This is a genomic window from Streptomyces laurentii, from assembly GCF_040635425.1.
GTDB lineage: Bacteria > Actinomycetota > Actinomycetes > Streptomycetales > Streptomycetaceae > Streptomyces > Streptomyces laurentii.
Window position 1 is genome coordinate 1 of the sequence record NZ_JBEYHT010000002.1, and the last position, 14,323, is coordinate 14,323.

At 69.0% G+C, this 14,323-nt stretch carries 9 protein-coding genes; all 9 read right to left on the reverse strand.

What is annotated here, in order from left to right; all coding sequences use genetic code 11:
- Window positions 1-242: 242 nt before the first annotated feature.
- A complete protein-coding gene (gene dxs, locus ABZ693_RS01550) occupies window positions 243-2,162 on the reverse strand; it encodes a 1-deoxy-D-xylulose-5-phosphate synthase (RefSeq protein ID WP_359872143.1) in 1,920 nt (639 codons plus the stop codon).
- Between the two features lie 255 nt (window positions 2,163-2,417).
- Window positions 2,418-3,779 carry a sugar ABC transporter permease gene (locus tag ABZ693_RS01555; RefSeq protein WP_359872145.1) on the reverse strand — a complete coding sequence of 454 codons (1,362 nt, stop codon included), beginning with the start codon at window positions 3,777-3,779 and terminating at the stop codon, window positions 2,418-2,420.
- Complete coding sequence (locus tag ABZ693_RS01560) at window positions 3,776-4,576, reverse strand: ATP-binding cassette domain-containing protein (RefSeq protein WP_359872147.1); 801 nt, start codon at window positions 4,574-4,576, stop codon at window positions 3,776-3,778. Before ABZ693_RS01560 ends, ABZ693_RS01555 begins: the two co-directional genes overlap by 4 nt.
- 254 nt (window positions 4,577-4,830) lie before the next feature.
- Window positions 4,831-5,928, reverse strand: a complete 1,098-nt coding sequence (locus ABZ693_RS01565; protein ID WP_359872149.1) for a sugar ABC transporter substrate-binding protein — start codon at window positions 5,926-5,928, stop codon at window positions 4,831-4,833.
- A 118-nt stretch (window positions 5,929-6,046) separates the two neighbouring features.
- On the reverse strand, window positions 6,047-7,270 hold the full coding sequence (locus ABZ693_RS01570; protein WP_359872151.1) for an ROK family transcriptional regulator: 1,224 nt from the start codon (window positions 7,268-7,270) through the stop codon (window positions 6,047-6,049).
- A gap of 214 nt (window positions 7,271-7,484) precedes the next feature.
- On the reverse strand, window positions 7,485-8,450 hold the full coding sequence (locus ABZ693_RS01575; RefSeq protein WP_435842319.1) for a carbohydrate ABC transporter permease: 966 nt from the start codon (window positions 8,448-8,450) through the stop codon (window positions 7,485-7,487).
- A gap of 15 nt (window positions 8,451-8,465) precedes the next feature.
- On the reverse strand, window positions 8,466-9,401 hold the full coding sequence (locus ABZ693_RS01580) for a carbohydrate ABC transporter permease (RefSeq protein ID WP_359872153.1): 936 nt from the start codon (window positions 9,399-9,401) through the stop codon (window positions 8,466-8,468).
- A gap of 45 nt (window positions 9,402-9,446) precedes the next feature.
- Entirely contained in the window at window positions 9,447-10,898 is a 1,452-nt protein-coding gene (gene ngcE / locus ABZ693_RS01585; RefSeq protein WP_359872155.1) for an N-acetylglucosamine/diacetylchitobiose ABC transporter substrate-binding protein, read from the reverse strand.
- A gap of 452 nt (window positions 10,899-11,350) precedes the next feature.
- Window positions 11,351-14,065: an aconitate hydratase AcnA gene (acnA, locus tag ABZ693_RS01590; RefSeq protein WP_359872157.1), complete on the reverse strand. Its 2,715-nt coding sequence runs from the start codon at window positions 14,063-14,065 to the stop codon at window positions 11,351-11,353.
- Window positions 14,066-14,323: the final 258 nt, after the last annotated feature.

The window sequence follows — 14,323 nt, forward strand, 5'->3', positions numbered from 1 at the left end:
GATGGCGGAGCTCACGATCCGGCCGGAGGAGATCCGGGACGCACTGGAGAACTTCGTCCAGTCGTACCAGCCGGACGCGGCCTCGCGCGAGGAAGGTGACGCGGGGTGGACTCGCCAGGATGGATTCCGGGTCGGAGACCCGGGATCCAGGGCCCGGGGTCTCCGGCCCGGAGCCGGGTCAGGGCCCGGGACTGCAGGAACCGGGGACCGCGGGGGGCCACAGGTCCCGCAGGGGGCGACCGTCAGTCCCGGGCCGGCTCCACCGCCTTGCTGCTCGTCTCGAAACGGCCGTCCAGACGCGAGACCAGGCCGGTGACCTGGCGGGCGATGTCCGGGGCGGTCAGACCGATCTCCGCCATCACCTCACCGCGCGAGGCGTGGTCGAGGAAGCGCGGCGGGATGCCGAAGTCACGCAGCGGGACGTCCACGCCCGCGTCGCGCAGTGCCTGGGCGACGGCCGAGCCGACGCCGCCGACCCTGCTGTTGTCCTCGACGGTGACAACCACCCGGTGCTGCTCGGCGAGCGGCGCGAGGGCCTCGTCGACGGGCTTGACCCAGCGCGGGTCGACCACCGTGGTGGAGATGCCCTGCTGGTCGAGGAGACCGGCGATGTCCAGGCACATCGGGGCGAGCGCGCCGACTGACACGAGCAGCACGTCCGGCCGGTCGGTGCCGGCCTCGCGCAGCACGTCCATGCCGCCGACCCGGCGCAGCGCGGGGACGGCCGGGCCGACCGCGCCCTTGGAGAAGCGGACCACGGTGGGCGCGTCGGTGACCTCGACGGCCTCGCGCAGCTGGGCGCGGACCTGGTCGGCGTCGCGCGGCGCGGCGAGCCGCAGGCCGGGCACGACCTGGAGGATCGACATGTCCCACATGCCGTTGTGGGAGGCGCCGTCCGTACCGGTGACACCGGCCCGGTCCAGGACGAAGGTGACACCGCACTTGTGCAGGGCCACGTCCATCAGGACCTGGTCGAAGGCGCGGTTGAGGAAGGTCGCGTAGACGGCGAAGACCGGGTGCAGTCCGCCGGTGGCGAGGCCGGCCGCGGAGACCGCGGCGTGCTGCTCGGCGATGCCGACATCGAACACGCGCTCGGGGAAGTCCTTGGCGAACTTGTCGAGGCCGACCGGCTGGAGCATGGCCGCCGTGATGGCGACGACATCCTCGCGCTCCTTGCCGAGCGCGACCATCTCCTCGCCGAAGACACTGGTCCAGTCGGCGCCGGAGGAGCTGATCGGCAGACCGGTGTCCGGGTGGATCTTGCCGACGGCGTGGAAGCGGTCGGCCTCGTCCTGGAGCGCGGGCTGGTAGCCGCGGCCCTTCTCGGTGAGGCAGTGCACGATGACCGGGCCGCCGAAGCGCTTGGCGCGGGTCAGCGCCGACTCCAGGGCCTCCATGTCGTGGCCGTCGATCGGGCCGACGTACTTCAGGCCGAGGTCCTCGAACATGCCCTGCGGGGCGATGAAGTCCTTCAGCCCCTTCTTCGCGCCGTGCAGGGTCTCGTAGAGCGGCTTCCCGACGACCGGGGTGCGCTCCAGGAGGTCCTTGCCGCGGGCGAGGAACCGCTCGTAGCCGTCGGTGGTGCGCAGGGTGGCCAGGTGGTTGGCGAGGCCGCCGATGGTGGGCGCGTAGGAACGCTCGTTGTCGTTGACGACGATGACGACCTGGCGGTCCTTGGCGTCGGCGATGTTGTTGAGCGCCTCCCAGGCCATGCCGCCGGTGAGGGCGCCGTCACCGATGACGGCGACGACGTGGTCGTCCTTCTTCAGGATCTTGTTGGCCTTGGCGAGGCCGTCCGCCCAGCCGAGGACCGTCGAGGCGTGCGAGTTCTCGATGACGTCGTGCTCGGACTCCGCCTGCGAGGGGTAGCCGGACAGGCCGCCCCTCATCTTGAGCTTGGAGAAGTCCTGGCGGCCGGTGAGCAGCTTGTGCACATAGCTCTGGTGTCCGGTGTCCCACAGGACGCGGTCCCGGGGCGAGTCGAAGACGCGGTGCAGGGCGATGGTCAGCTCGACCACGCCGAGGTTGGGACCGAGGTGCCCGCCGGTCTTGGAGACGGCGTCCACGAGGAAAGTCCTGATCTCCCCGGCCAGCTGCTCCAGCTGTTCGGAGGAGAGCCGGTCCAGATCTCGCGGTCCCCTGATACGGGTCAGCAGAGCCACCCGTGCCTCCTTGCGTTTGAACTGGTCGAGCTTGCCGATTTGTCGAGTCTAATGTTCCGTCTTGGTCCGCGGGCATCGGGTTGGTGGATCGCCACCACCCGGATGGCCGACAGGACACTGGTCCGGCCGGTCCCCGCACTCATCCGGAGGCAGCAGCGCCCGGCGCCGGTTCGAGCGCCGGGCGCGATGTGGCGAGAGTTACGCCACGAGACTGCACGGATATTGCGGACAGAACCGGGCGGAACGGTACGCGGTCTAGGCGCGGCCGGCGGTCTTCTGGGTCCGCCGGGAGACCGAGTCGATCACGACGGCGGCAAGAAGCACCGCGCCGGTGATCATGTTCTGGATCGAGTTGGACATTCCGATCATGTTCAAGCCTTGCTGAATCGACTGGATCACGATCATGCCGAGCAGCGCGGACCAGACCTTGCCGCGGCCGCCGAAGAGGCTCGTGCCGCCGATCACGGCCGCCGCGATGACCAGCATCAGGGTGTTGCCGCCGCCGAGGCTCTTGGTGGCGCCGCCGGACAGGCTCGCCACGAACAGCCCGCCGAAGGCGGCCAGGGTGCCGGAGACCGCGAAGACGGCGATCCGGACGCCGTCGACGTTGATGCCCGCGCGGCGGGCCGCCTCGGCGTTGCCGCCGACCGCGAAGACCTTGCGTCCGAAGACGGTACGGCGGGCGACGAAGTCCGCGCACACCAGGACGGCCAGGAAGAGGACCAGGGCGAGCGGCAGGCCGCGGGCGCCGGCGGGCTCGTTCATGACGTACGCCACGACCAGCACCAGGACCGCGAAGACGCCGGTGCGCAGCAGGATCTCGCCGACCGGACGGGCGGGCAGCCGGGCGGTGTGGCGGCGGGCGCGCTCGCGCAGCTGGAAGAAGACGTACACGGCGATGGCGGCCAGCGCGAGGCCGTAGGCGGCGATCCTGTCGGCGAAGAAGTAGCTGGTGAGGCTCTCCACCACGCTGCCGGACGGCGTGTTGATGGAGCCCTCGCCGCCCATCAGCCATTCCTGCATGCCCATCCAGCCGAGGAAGCCGGCCAGGGTGACGACGAAGGCCGGCACGCCGATCTTGGCGAAGAAGAAGCCGTGCAGGGCGCCGATGGCGGTGCCGGTGAGCACGGCGGCCAGCAGGGACACCCACTCGTTCACGCCGTTGCTGACCTGGAGGCCGGCCCAGACGGCGGCGCCGACGCCGGCCACCGAGCCCATGGAGAGGTCGATCTCGCCGAGGACGAGGACGAAGACGATGCCGACGGCCATGATGCCGAGGCCGGAGGCGTAGACGGCGATGTTGGCGACGGAGCCGGCGGACAGGAAGTTGTCGTTCTGGAGCTGGAAGACGATCGCGATGACGATCAGGCCGAGGATCACCGGGAGCGAGCCGAGTTCGCCGCCTCGTATCTTGCGGCCGAACTCGGTCCAGTACCCCATGAAGCCTTCCTCGCGGACGAGGAGGCGGGGGTCGACGGCGGGGGTGCGCTGCTCCGGGACGGTCGCGGTCGCCGGTGCGGTCGACCCGGTCGGCGCGGTCTCCGGCGTACCGTCGGCCGGAGTCTCGGGCGCGGTCTCCGGCGTACCGTCGGCGGGGGTCTTGGCGAGGTCGCTCATCGGGCGTCCTCCTTCACGGCCGCGGCCGTACGAGCCTGCCTGCGGGTCACGGCGTTGTCCGTGGCGCCCGTGATGGCGGCGATGATCTCTTCGTGGCTGGTGCCGGCGACCGGGAAGACGCCGTTGTTGCGGCCGAGGCGGAGCACCGCGACCCGGTCCGCGACGGCGCGGACGTCGGCCATGTTGTGGCTGATGAGGATGACGCCGTGGCCGCGCTCGCGCAGCCGCTCGACGAGGTCGAGCACCTGGGCGGTCTGCTCGACGCCGAGGGCGGCGGTCGGCTCGTCCAGGATGACGATCTTCGGGTTGCCGATCAGGGCGCGGGCGATGGCCACGACCTGGCGCTGGCCGCCGGAGAGCGCGGCGACCGGGATGCGTACCGACGGAATGCGGATGGACAGGGTGTCGAGCAGTTCCCGGGCCCGCTGTTCCATGGCGATCTCGTCGAGGACGGGGCCGGTGCCCAGCTCGCTGCCGAGGAAGAGGTTGGCGACGACGTCGAGGTTGTCGCAGAGCGCGAGGTCCTGGTAGACGGTCGCGACGCCGAGGTGCTGGGCGTCGTGGGGTTTGGTGATCTGGACGGGGCGGCCGTCCCATTCGATGGCGCCCTCGTCGATCGGGTGGACGCCCGAGATCGTCTTGACGAGGGTGGACTTTCCGGCGCCGTTGTCGCCCACCAGGGCGACGACCTCTCCGGCGTGGATCTCCAGGTCGACTTCGGTGAGCACCTGTACGGCGCCGAACCGCTTGGAGACCCCGCGCAACGCCAGCACGGGCGCAGCGGACACGTGAATCATCTCCTTCGCCCGCCGGAGGGGCGGGGCGTGGGGGCAGGGAGAGCGAGGGAAGACAGAGGGACAGCGGGGGAACGGCGGAAATGCGCCGCGGCGGGCGGGGGAAGTCCGGCGCCCCGCCCCCGCTTGCGGGGCGTGGATTCGGGGCGGGTGCGCCGGACCGTTCTCGCGCGGCGGCGGCCGGGACCGGCGGGTCCCGGCGGCCGCCCGGCCGCCTGGCCGCCTGGCCGCCTGGCCGCCTGGCCGCCTGGCCGGGGCTACTTGATGCCCGCCGCCTCGCAGGCCGCCTTGTACTCGGCGGTGCAGATGTCGGTCGCCTTGTAGACGTTGTCGGCGATGATCGTGGAGGCGATGTTCTCCTTGGTCACGATCTGCGCGTCGTACAGCTTGGCCGGGATGTCCTTGAACTCGCCGCTGAGGCTGGTGACCTTGAGCGGGGCGACGTCGTCGAACTTCTCACCCTTGAGGATCTTGACCGCGATCTCCGCGGTGGTCTCGGCCTCGGGCTTGATCTGCTTGTAGATGGTGAAGGACTGGTCGCCCTTCAGGATCCGCTGCAGACCGGCGAGTTCGGCGTCCTGGCCGCCGACCGGGACCTTGATGCCCTGCTTGGAGAGGGAGGTGATGGCGCCGCCCGCCATGCCGTCGTTGGCGGAGTAGACGCCCTGGAAGCCGCCCTTGCCCAGGGAGTCGATGGCGGCACCCATCTTCTTGGCCGCCTCGTCCGGGGACCAGTCCGGGATGTCCTGCTCGTAGACGACCTTCTTCACGGCGGTGTCGAGGACGCTGTGGGCGCCCTTCTTGAACAGCGGGGCGTTGGGGTCGAGCGGCGAGCCGTTGATCATGACAACGTTGGCATCCTCGGCCTTGTCGCCCAGCGCCTTCACCAGGCCCTCGCCCTGGAGGCGCCCGATCTTCTCGTTGTCGTACGAGACGTAGGCGGCGATCGGGCCCTCGGTGAGGCGGTCGTACGCGACGACCTTCACGCCCTTCTTCTCGGCGTCCGCGATCCAGGGCTTGGTCGCCTTGTAGTCGACGGCGTCCAGGATGATCACCTTGATGCCCTGGGTGACGAGCGCGTCGAACTGCTTCTTCTGCGTCTGGGTGTCCCCCGCCGCGTTGTTGTACTTGACCGTGCAGTCGGAGCACAGCGACTCGATCTTGGTCTCGATGATCGGCCGGTCGAAGGTCTCGTAGCGCGTGGTCTTGTTCTCCGGCAGGAGCAGACCGATGGTCTTGCCGTCGCCGCCCGCGTCGTCGGAGCCGCTGTCGCCGGCCTTGCCGCAGGCGGCGAGGGAGAGGGCCATGGACAGCGCGGCCGTGCCGATGACGACGCGGCGCGTCATTGCGTTCATGTGGGGTTGCCTCCCTGACGGGGCCGCGACGTCGCGGCCGAGGTGGCTGGCAGTCAACTCGGCCCCAGAGTCGGCGTCAAGGAGTAAATCCTTAACGAGATGACAACGGTGCCATCCGTTATCTAAGTGAAGGCATGACGGAGCTCTCCGGCCCGGCCGGCGGAGCGTCCAGGGCGTTCTCCAGGAGCGTCGAGTCGCCCGTCTCGCTCAGGACGAGCGCGAGCGCGCCGAGCACCTCGGCCCGGCTGCCCAGGGCCCCCGGGGCCAGGACCAGGCGGCGGGCGGCGCTGGGGATGGCGTACCGGGCGACGGAATCCCGGATCGGCGCGAGGACGATCTCGCCGGCCTCCGCGAGATCGCCGCCGAGGATCACCCGGCTCGGGTTCAGCAGATTGCAGAGACTGGCGACGGCGCTGCCGATGTGCCGGCCGACGTCGGCGATCACCCGGCGGCAGCCGGGGTCGCCCTCGCGGGCCAGCTGGACCACCCGCTCCATGGTCAGATCGGCCCCGTGGGTCGGCTGGAGCAGCGGCAGGACGTAGCGGGCGGACGCGAAGGTCTCCAGGCAGCCCCGGTTGCCGCAGCGGCAGACCGGGCCGGACTCGTCGAGGGTGATGTGCCCGATCTCGCCGGCCGTGCCGCCCGGGCCCCGGTAGACCCGGCCGTCGATGACCAGACCGGCGCCCACCCCGCCGGCGACCTTGATGTACGCGAGGTCGCTCACGCCCCGGCCGCTGCCCCAGACCAGCTCGCCGAGCGCGCCCAGGTTGGCGTCGTTGTCGACGTGCACGGGCACGCCGAGCCGGTCGGCGAGCTCGTCGGCGGGGCTGATCCCGCTCCAGCCCGGCAGGATGGACGTCGAGCCCAGGGTTCCCGAGGAGACGTCGATGGGGCCCGGTACGCCGAGGCCGACGCCGACGAGCTTCTCCCGGCGGATGCCGGATTCCTCGATCAGCCGCTTGACCAGCTCTTCCGCCCGGTCGAAGCCCTCCTCGGCGGAGCCGTCCACGTCCAGTGGCTCGGCCGTCTCGGCGAGCACCTGGTGGGCCAGGTTGCCGATCGCGACGCGCAGGTGCGTATGGCCGAAATCGACTCCCACGACCGCGCCCGCGTCACCGCTGAGCGAGACGCTGCGGGCCCGGCGGCCCCCGGCGGAGGTCGGGGTGACCTCGACGGTCCCGCCGTCCTTCAGTTCTCGCACGATGTTGGAGACCGTGGCGGCGGACAGCCCGGTCGCCCGGGCGATCTCCGCCTGGGTGAGCGACCCGGCCGTACGTACGGCCCGGACGACCCGCTCCAGATTGGCCCGGTGCAGCGAGGACTGCGAACCCGGAGTCTCCATCGACTCAACTCCACCCTACGTCGCGTACAAGTTGTGAACTCCAAGCTCCGCCGTCGGGCTTGTCGTCGTCAAGTCCTCGACGGTAGTCGAATCCGGAAGCGAAAGGTCCGGCCCCGGGGCTTCGAGCCCCGGGGCCGGACCGTGTACGCGCTGGTCGCGCCGCCTTCGGGCCGCTGACGGCCGTACGGCGGAGGCGGGTTGCGGACTGCTCGGCCTACTTGAGGGTGGCCGAGGTCAGGCCCGCCTGCACCTGCCGCTGGAAGGAGAGGTAGACCACCAGCATCGGGATCATGGCGATGGTCACACCGGCGAAGAGCACCGGCAGGTCCGTCTCGTAGCCCTGCTGCTGCTGGAGCTGGATGAGTCCCTGCGTGAGCACGTACCGTTCCGGGTCACCGCCCTGCTGCGGCTGCATGAGCACGGTCGGCAGCAGGAACTGGTTCCACTGCCCCAGCGTGTTGAAGATGCCCACGCTGATCAGGCCGGGTTTGGCCATCGGCAGCATCACCTGGAAGAAGGCCCGGGTGTGCGAGGCCCCGTCCAGGATCGCGGCCTCGAAGACGGCCGTCGGCAGCGTCCGGAAGAACGCGTGCATGAAGAAGACGGTGAACGGCAGCGAGTACGCGACGTACACCAGGATCAGGCCCTGGTAGGTGTTGAGCATCCCGAGCATCTTCACCATGAAGAAGAGCGGGACGAGGGCCAGGAACACCGGGAACATCGCGCCGGCGACGAAGAAGTAGTAGATGAGCCGGTTGCCCACGAACCGGTAGCGCGCGAGCACGTACGCGGCCATGGAGCCGAACAGCATCGTCAGCGGCACCGAGAACACCAGGACGATCAGGGTGTTCAGGAAGTAGTCGCCGATGCCCTTGTCCCAGGCGCGGCCGAAGACGTCGAAGGACCAGTTCGACGGCCAGCCGAAGGCCGAGCCGGCGATCTGCGCGTCGGTCTTGAAGGAGCTGAGCACCAGCCAGATCAGCGGCAGCACGATCAGCAGCGCCCACAGGGCGAGGAAGCCGTGCGAGAAGACGTTGAGGACGGTGCCCTCGCGGGCCGGGCCCGTGGCGGGCCCGCTCCCCCGGCCTCCCGCGCGCTGCCGGGGGACGGACGCGCCGCCGCCCGGGGAGCCCGCCGCGGCGGCCGGAATCTGGTCGGTCTTCTGGATGCGGTCGTTCATCGTCGGTTCTCCCGCTCAGAACTCGAGGCGCTCGCGGCGGGTGGCGCGCAGCGTGACGACGGAAAGGATCAGGGTGAGCAGGAGCATGACGACGCCCATGGCGCAGGCGTAGCCGCTCTTGCCGAAGATGAGGAAGTTCCGCATCATCACGGTCGACATGACCTCGCTGTGGTGGTCCGGGCCGCCGCCGAACTCGCCGCCGGGGGCGGTCATCGTCGACACCAGGATGAACATGTCCATCGCGACGATGCCGAGGTAGACCCAGGCGGTCTGGACGGAGTCCCACAGCAGCGGCAGCGTGATGCGGAAGAAGGACTGGGCGCGGCCGGCGCCGTCGATCAGCGCGGCCTCGTAGATGTCCCTCGGGATGGACTGCATGGCGGCGGAGAACAGCACCAGGTAGAAGCCGACGCCGTGCCAGACGACGACGGCGAGCAGCGCCCAGAGCACGTAGTTCGGCTCGTTCAGCCACTCGACGGGCTGGGCCTGGTCGACCAGGCCGATCTTCATGAGCAGGCCGTTGAGCATGCCGCCGGAGTCGCTGCGGTACACGGCGCCGAAGAGCACCGCGAGGATCGCGAGCGAGAGGACCTGCGGGAAGAAGTAGACGATCTTGTAGAACTTCGACCCCGCGACGCCCGCGACCCCGCCGGCCTTGCTACGCCCGCCCGCGTTCAGCATGAACGCGAAGAAGAGCGCGAGCAGGATGGTGACCACCGGGACGAACACCAGGTACAGGATGTTGTGCCAGACCGCTCCCAGGAAGACGTCGTCCTTCGCGAGCGCGACGTAGTTGTCGAGGCCGACGAAGGAGAAGTCCTGTGACTGTCCCTGCCAGTCGGTCAGCGAGTAGCCGAACGTCTGGATGTACGGCCAGATGACGAAGACCAGATAGAGGGCCACGGGGAGGATGAGGAATCCCGTGACGAACGTGTACTGCCCTTTGCGCATGGCGTTCCTGTCCCTGGTGTCCCGAGTGGGGGGGGTGTCCGCGCGTCAGCTGCGGTGGTTCTTCTGGGCCGCCGGGGTCTTGGCGGCCTTGTCGACCGCCGCCTGGGCCCGCTTCAGCCATTCCGCGGGCTGGATGCGCTTGGCCATCAGCTCGTTGGAGGCGTTCTGGATCTCGGTGTCCATCTCGCTGTACCACTCGGTGTACAGGAAGCGGAACGTGTTGGTGCCCGCCTTCTTGGACGCCTCGACGGTGGACTGGGTACCCGGGCGGAGCTTGACGTTCGGGTCCACGCCGTCGGCCAGGATGGTGAGGGAGTTCGCCTCCTTGGCGAAGAGCGACGACCACTCCTTGGAGAGCATCATCCGCATGAACTCCTGCGCCTCGGCCAGGTTCGCGGCCTTGGACGGGATGATGAACGGCTCGCCGGAGCCGGCCCGGATCGCCTCGTACGGCATCGCGCTGCCGGGCAGCAGCGGCATCGGCATGAACTTCATGTCGAAGTCGTCCGGGGTCTGCTTCAGCTGCTCGTTCTCCAGCCAGGAACCGCTGGTGATGAAGGCGGCCTTGTACTGGTTCCAGCGGGTCTGCGACTCGGTGTGGGTCAGGCCGTTGGTGCCGGGCATCAGGTAGCCCTTCTCGACCACCTCGTACACCGCCTCGACGGCCTCCTTGGCGGCGTCGGAGCCGACGAACGCCTTGGGGTCGAGGTTGTCGATCGCCTTCATGGCGTCCAGACCGCCCTTCTTGGCGATCAGGTCCATGATGGCGACGTTGATGTAGTACGGGAACTTGCCCTGGTGGGCGAGGCCGCCGATGCCCTGCTTGGTGGCGTCCTTGCAGATGGCCAGGAACTCGTCCCAGGTCTTCGGCTCGGTCCAGCCCTTGTCCTTGAAGAGCTTGCCGGAGTACCACAGGCCCCACACCGTGTAGATGTAGTTGAGGGCGACGGTCTTGCCCTCCAGGATGCCCGCGTCGAGGGTGCCAGGGATCAGGGTGTCCCGGACCTTCTTGCTCGGGTCGTCGATCGACGGCGCGTCGAAGACCGCGGCGAGGTCGAGCAGCTGGCCGTTCTTGTTCAGGACGTCGATCTTGATCTTCTGGGCGCCGGAGTCGTCGATGATGTCCGGCGGGTTGCCGGCGTTGAAGCGCGGCTGGAGCTTGCCGGTGATCTCCTGGGTGCCGGTGTGGGCGGCGGTGACGCCCCACTTCTTCTCGAAGCTGGCTTCCCACGCCTTGGCGTAGTCGTCGCCGTAGCCGCCCTTGAAGACGACGACGTCGAGCTTGCCGCCCTTGGCGACGCCGAACGGATTGTCCTTCGTCTTCTCGCCCTTGGGCTTGTCCGACTTGTCGTCGTCGCCGCCACCGGAGGCGCACGCGGACAGGAAGCCCATGGCGGGTACGGAGATCAGACCGAGGGCGGCGGACCGCTTGATCAGATTACGGCGGCCGACGCCCCCCTGCTCGGGGGTGCCGTTCTGGGCGGAGGTGGATCCCATGCTCAAGTCCTCGCCTTCATTCAGGACTCAGGCGGTGTACTGGTCGCCCGTACCGAGTTCGCCTCAGGCGAAGGGCCCCGCCACCGCGGTCAATTGCAGCTGGGTCGTGCAGGCGTCGGGCCGTCGCCGACTGCTCGGGACGACGGGCGGGACGCCGACAGGTATAGTCCACTCTCCTTCGCCTGAGCAAGATCGATGCGAGGTTTACCCGGCAGTCTTCTCCGAGTTGAGACCTCCGTTCGCGAACTGCCCGGTATCCGTGGCGAATCCGCCGGAAGATCCGCGTGGCGGGTCGCCAACACCCTTGACATTCCCGGATACTTGCCTGTTTTCCCCTCGCCCGCCCCGCCGCTCCGGACCTTTTCCGGGCATGCGAAAGGGCCCTCTCCCCGGTGGGGAGAGGGCCCTTGGGCTACGGGCCGGTCAGCCGGCCGTCACCGATCCCGGTCGATTCAGCCGCGGATCAGGTTGCGCAGCACGTACTGCATGATGCCGCCGTTGCGGTAGTAGTCCGCCTCGCCGGGGGTGTCGATGCGGACGACCGCGTCGAACTCGACACCGGTGTCGGTGGTGACCTTGACCGTGCTCGGCGTGGAGCCGTCGTTGAGCGCGGTGACGCCGGTGATGGAGAAGGTCTCCTCGCCGGTCAGGCCGAGCGAGTCGGCCGACTGGCCGGCCGGGAACTGCAGCGGCAGGACGCCCATGCCGATGAGGTTCGAGCGGTGGATGCGCTCGTACGACTCGGTGATGACGGCCTTGACGCCGAGGAGGGCCGTGCCCTTGGCCGCCCAGTCACGGGACGAACCGGAGCCGTACTCCTTGCCGCCCAGGATGACCAGCGGGGTGCCGGCGGCCTGGTAGTTCTGCGAGGCGTCGTAGATGAACGACACCGGGGCGCCGTCCTTCGTGAAGTCGCGGGTGAAGCCGCCCTCGGTGCCCGGCGCGATCTGGTTGCGCAGGCGGATGTTGGCGAACGTACCGCGGATCATGACCTCGTGGTTGCCTCGGCGCGAGCCGTAGGAGTTGAAGTCACGACGCTCCACACCGTGCTCGGTGAGGTACTGGCCGGCCGGGGTGTCGGCCTTGATGGCACCGGCCGGGGAGATGTGGTCGGTGGTGACCGAGTCGCCCAGCTTGGCCAGGACGCGGGCACCGGCGATGTCGGTGACCGGGGTGGTCTCCATCGTCATGCCCTCGAAGTACGGGGGCTTGCGGACGTAGGTCGACTCGGCGTCCCACTCGAAGGTGTTGCCGGTCGGGATGGAGAGCGCCTGCCACTGGGCGTCGCCCGCGAACACGTCCTGGTAGGACTTGTTGAACATGTCCTCGCCGATGGCGTTGGCGACGACGTCGTTGACCTCGGCCTCGGTCGGCCAGATGTCGGTCAGGTAGACCGGCTTGCCGTCCTGGTCGACGCCCAGGGCGTCCTTGGTGATGTCCACCCTCATGGAACCCGCGAGGGCGTACGCGACGACCAGCGGCGGGGACGCCAGGTAGTTCATCTTGACGTCGGGGTTGATCCGGCCCTCGAAGTTGCGGTTGCCGGAGAGGACCGAGGTGACCGCGAGGTCGTGGTCGTTGACGGCCTTGGAGACCTCCTCCGGCAGCGGGCCGGAGTTGCCGATGCAGGTGGTGCAGCCGTAGCCGACGAGGTTGAAGCCGACCTTGTCGAGGTACGGGGTCAAGCCCGCCTTGTCGAAGTAGTCGGTGACGACCTTCGAGCCCGGGGCGAGGGTGGTCTTGACCCACGGCTTGCGGGTCAGGCCCTTCTCCACGGCCTTCTTCGCGACGAGGGCCGCGGCGACCATGACGTACGGGTTCGAGGTGTTGGTGCACGAGGTGATCGCGGCGACGGTGACGGCGCCGTGGTCGATCGTGTACGTGGTGCCGTCGGGGGCGGTCACGGTGACCGGGTTCGACGGGACGCCGTTGGAGGCGGCCGGGGCGTCGGAGGCCGGGAAGGACTCCTCGCCGGCCTCGTCGGCGGTCGAGACGTAGTTCAGGACGTCGGTCTTGAACTGCTCGGAGGCGTTGGCGAGGACGATACGGTCCTGCGGACGCTTCGGGCCGGCGATCGACGGGACGACCGTGGAGAGGTCGAGCTCGAGCTTCTCGGAGAAGTCCGGCTCGGCCTTCGGGTCCAGCCAGAGGCCCTGCGCCTTGGCGTATGCCTCGACCAGCGCGACCTGCTGGGCGCTGCGGCCCGTCAGGCGCAGGTAGTTCAGGGTCTCGTCGTCGATCGGGAAGATCGCGGCGGTGGAACCGAACTCCGGCGACATGTTGCCGATGGTGGCGCGGTTGGCGAGGCTCGTGGCCGCCACACCCTCGCCGTAGAACTCGACGAACTTGCCGACGACGCCGTGCTTGCGCAGCATCTCGGTGATGGTGAGCACCAGGTCGGTGGCGGTGGTGCCCGGCTTGAGCTGACCGGTCAGCTTGAAGCCGACGACGCGCGGGATCAGCATGGAGACCGGCTGGCCGAGCATGGCGGCCTCGGCCTCGATGCCGCCGACGCCCCAGCCCAGCACACCGAGGCCGTTGACCATGGTGGTGTGCGAGTCGGTGCCGACCAGGGTGTCGGGGTAGGCCTTGCCGTCACGGACCATGACGACGCGGGCCAGCTTCTCGATGTTGACCTGGTGGACGATGCCGGTGCCCGGGGGGACGACCTTGAACTCGTCGAACGCGGTCTGGCCCCAGCGCAGGAACTGGTAGCGCTCCTTGTTGCGGCCGTACTCCAGCTCGACGTTCTGCTGGAACGCGTCGTTGGTGCCGAACTTGTCCGCGATGACGGAGTGGTCGATGACCAGCTCGGCCGGGGCGAGCGGGTTGATCTTCGCCGGGTCGCCGCCGAGCGCCTTGACGGCCTCGCGCATGGTGGCGAGGTCGACGACGCAGGGGACGCCGGTGAAGTCCTGCATGATCACGCGCGCCGGCGTGAACTGGATCTCCTGGCTCGGCTGGGCCTGGGAGTCCCAGTTCCCGAGGGCCCGGATGTGGTCGGCGGTGATGTTCGCGCCGTCCTCGGTGCGGAGCAGGTTCTCCAGGAGAACCTTCAGGCTGTAGGGAAGGCGCTCGGAGCCCTCCACCTTGTCCAGCCGGAAGATCTCGTACGACTCGTCGCCCACGCTCAGCGTGCTGCGGGCGTCGAAGCTGTTCGCCGACACGACAGTCTCCTTCATATATGTGCGCGTTCCACCGCATCCTGCCGCCACGTACACGTCGTCGATCCGCTGAGGTAAGGCTAAGTGAGGTAGCCCTTACCGGGGTGGCGGCAGCGGTGCGCCTCGGCAGATATCTCGATGTCGAGATAACTCTAGTACATCACCGCCGCTCGGTCATGCCCGGCAGGACGCGACCCGCCCCGGCGGAACCGGGGCGGTCCCAGTCTTTCCGAGGCATCGGGTCCCCGCCTCCGGGGGGGG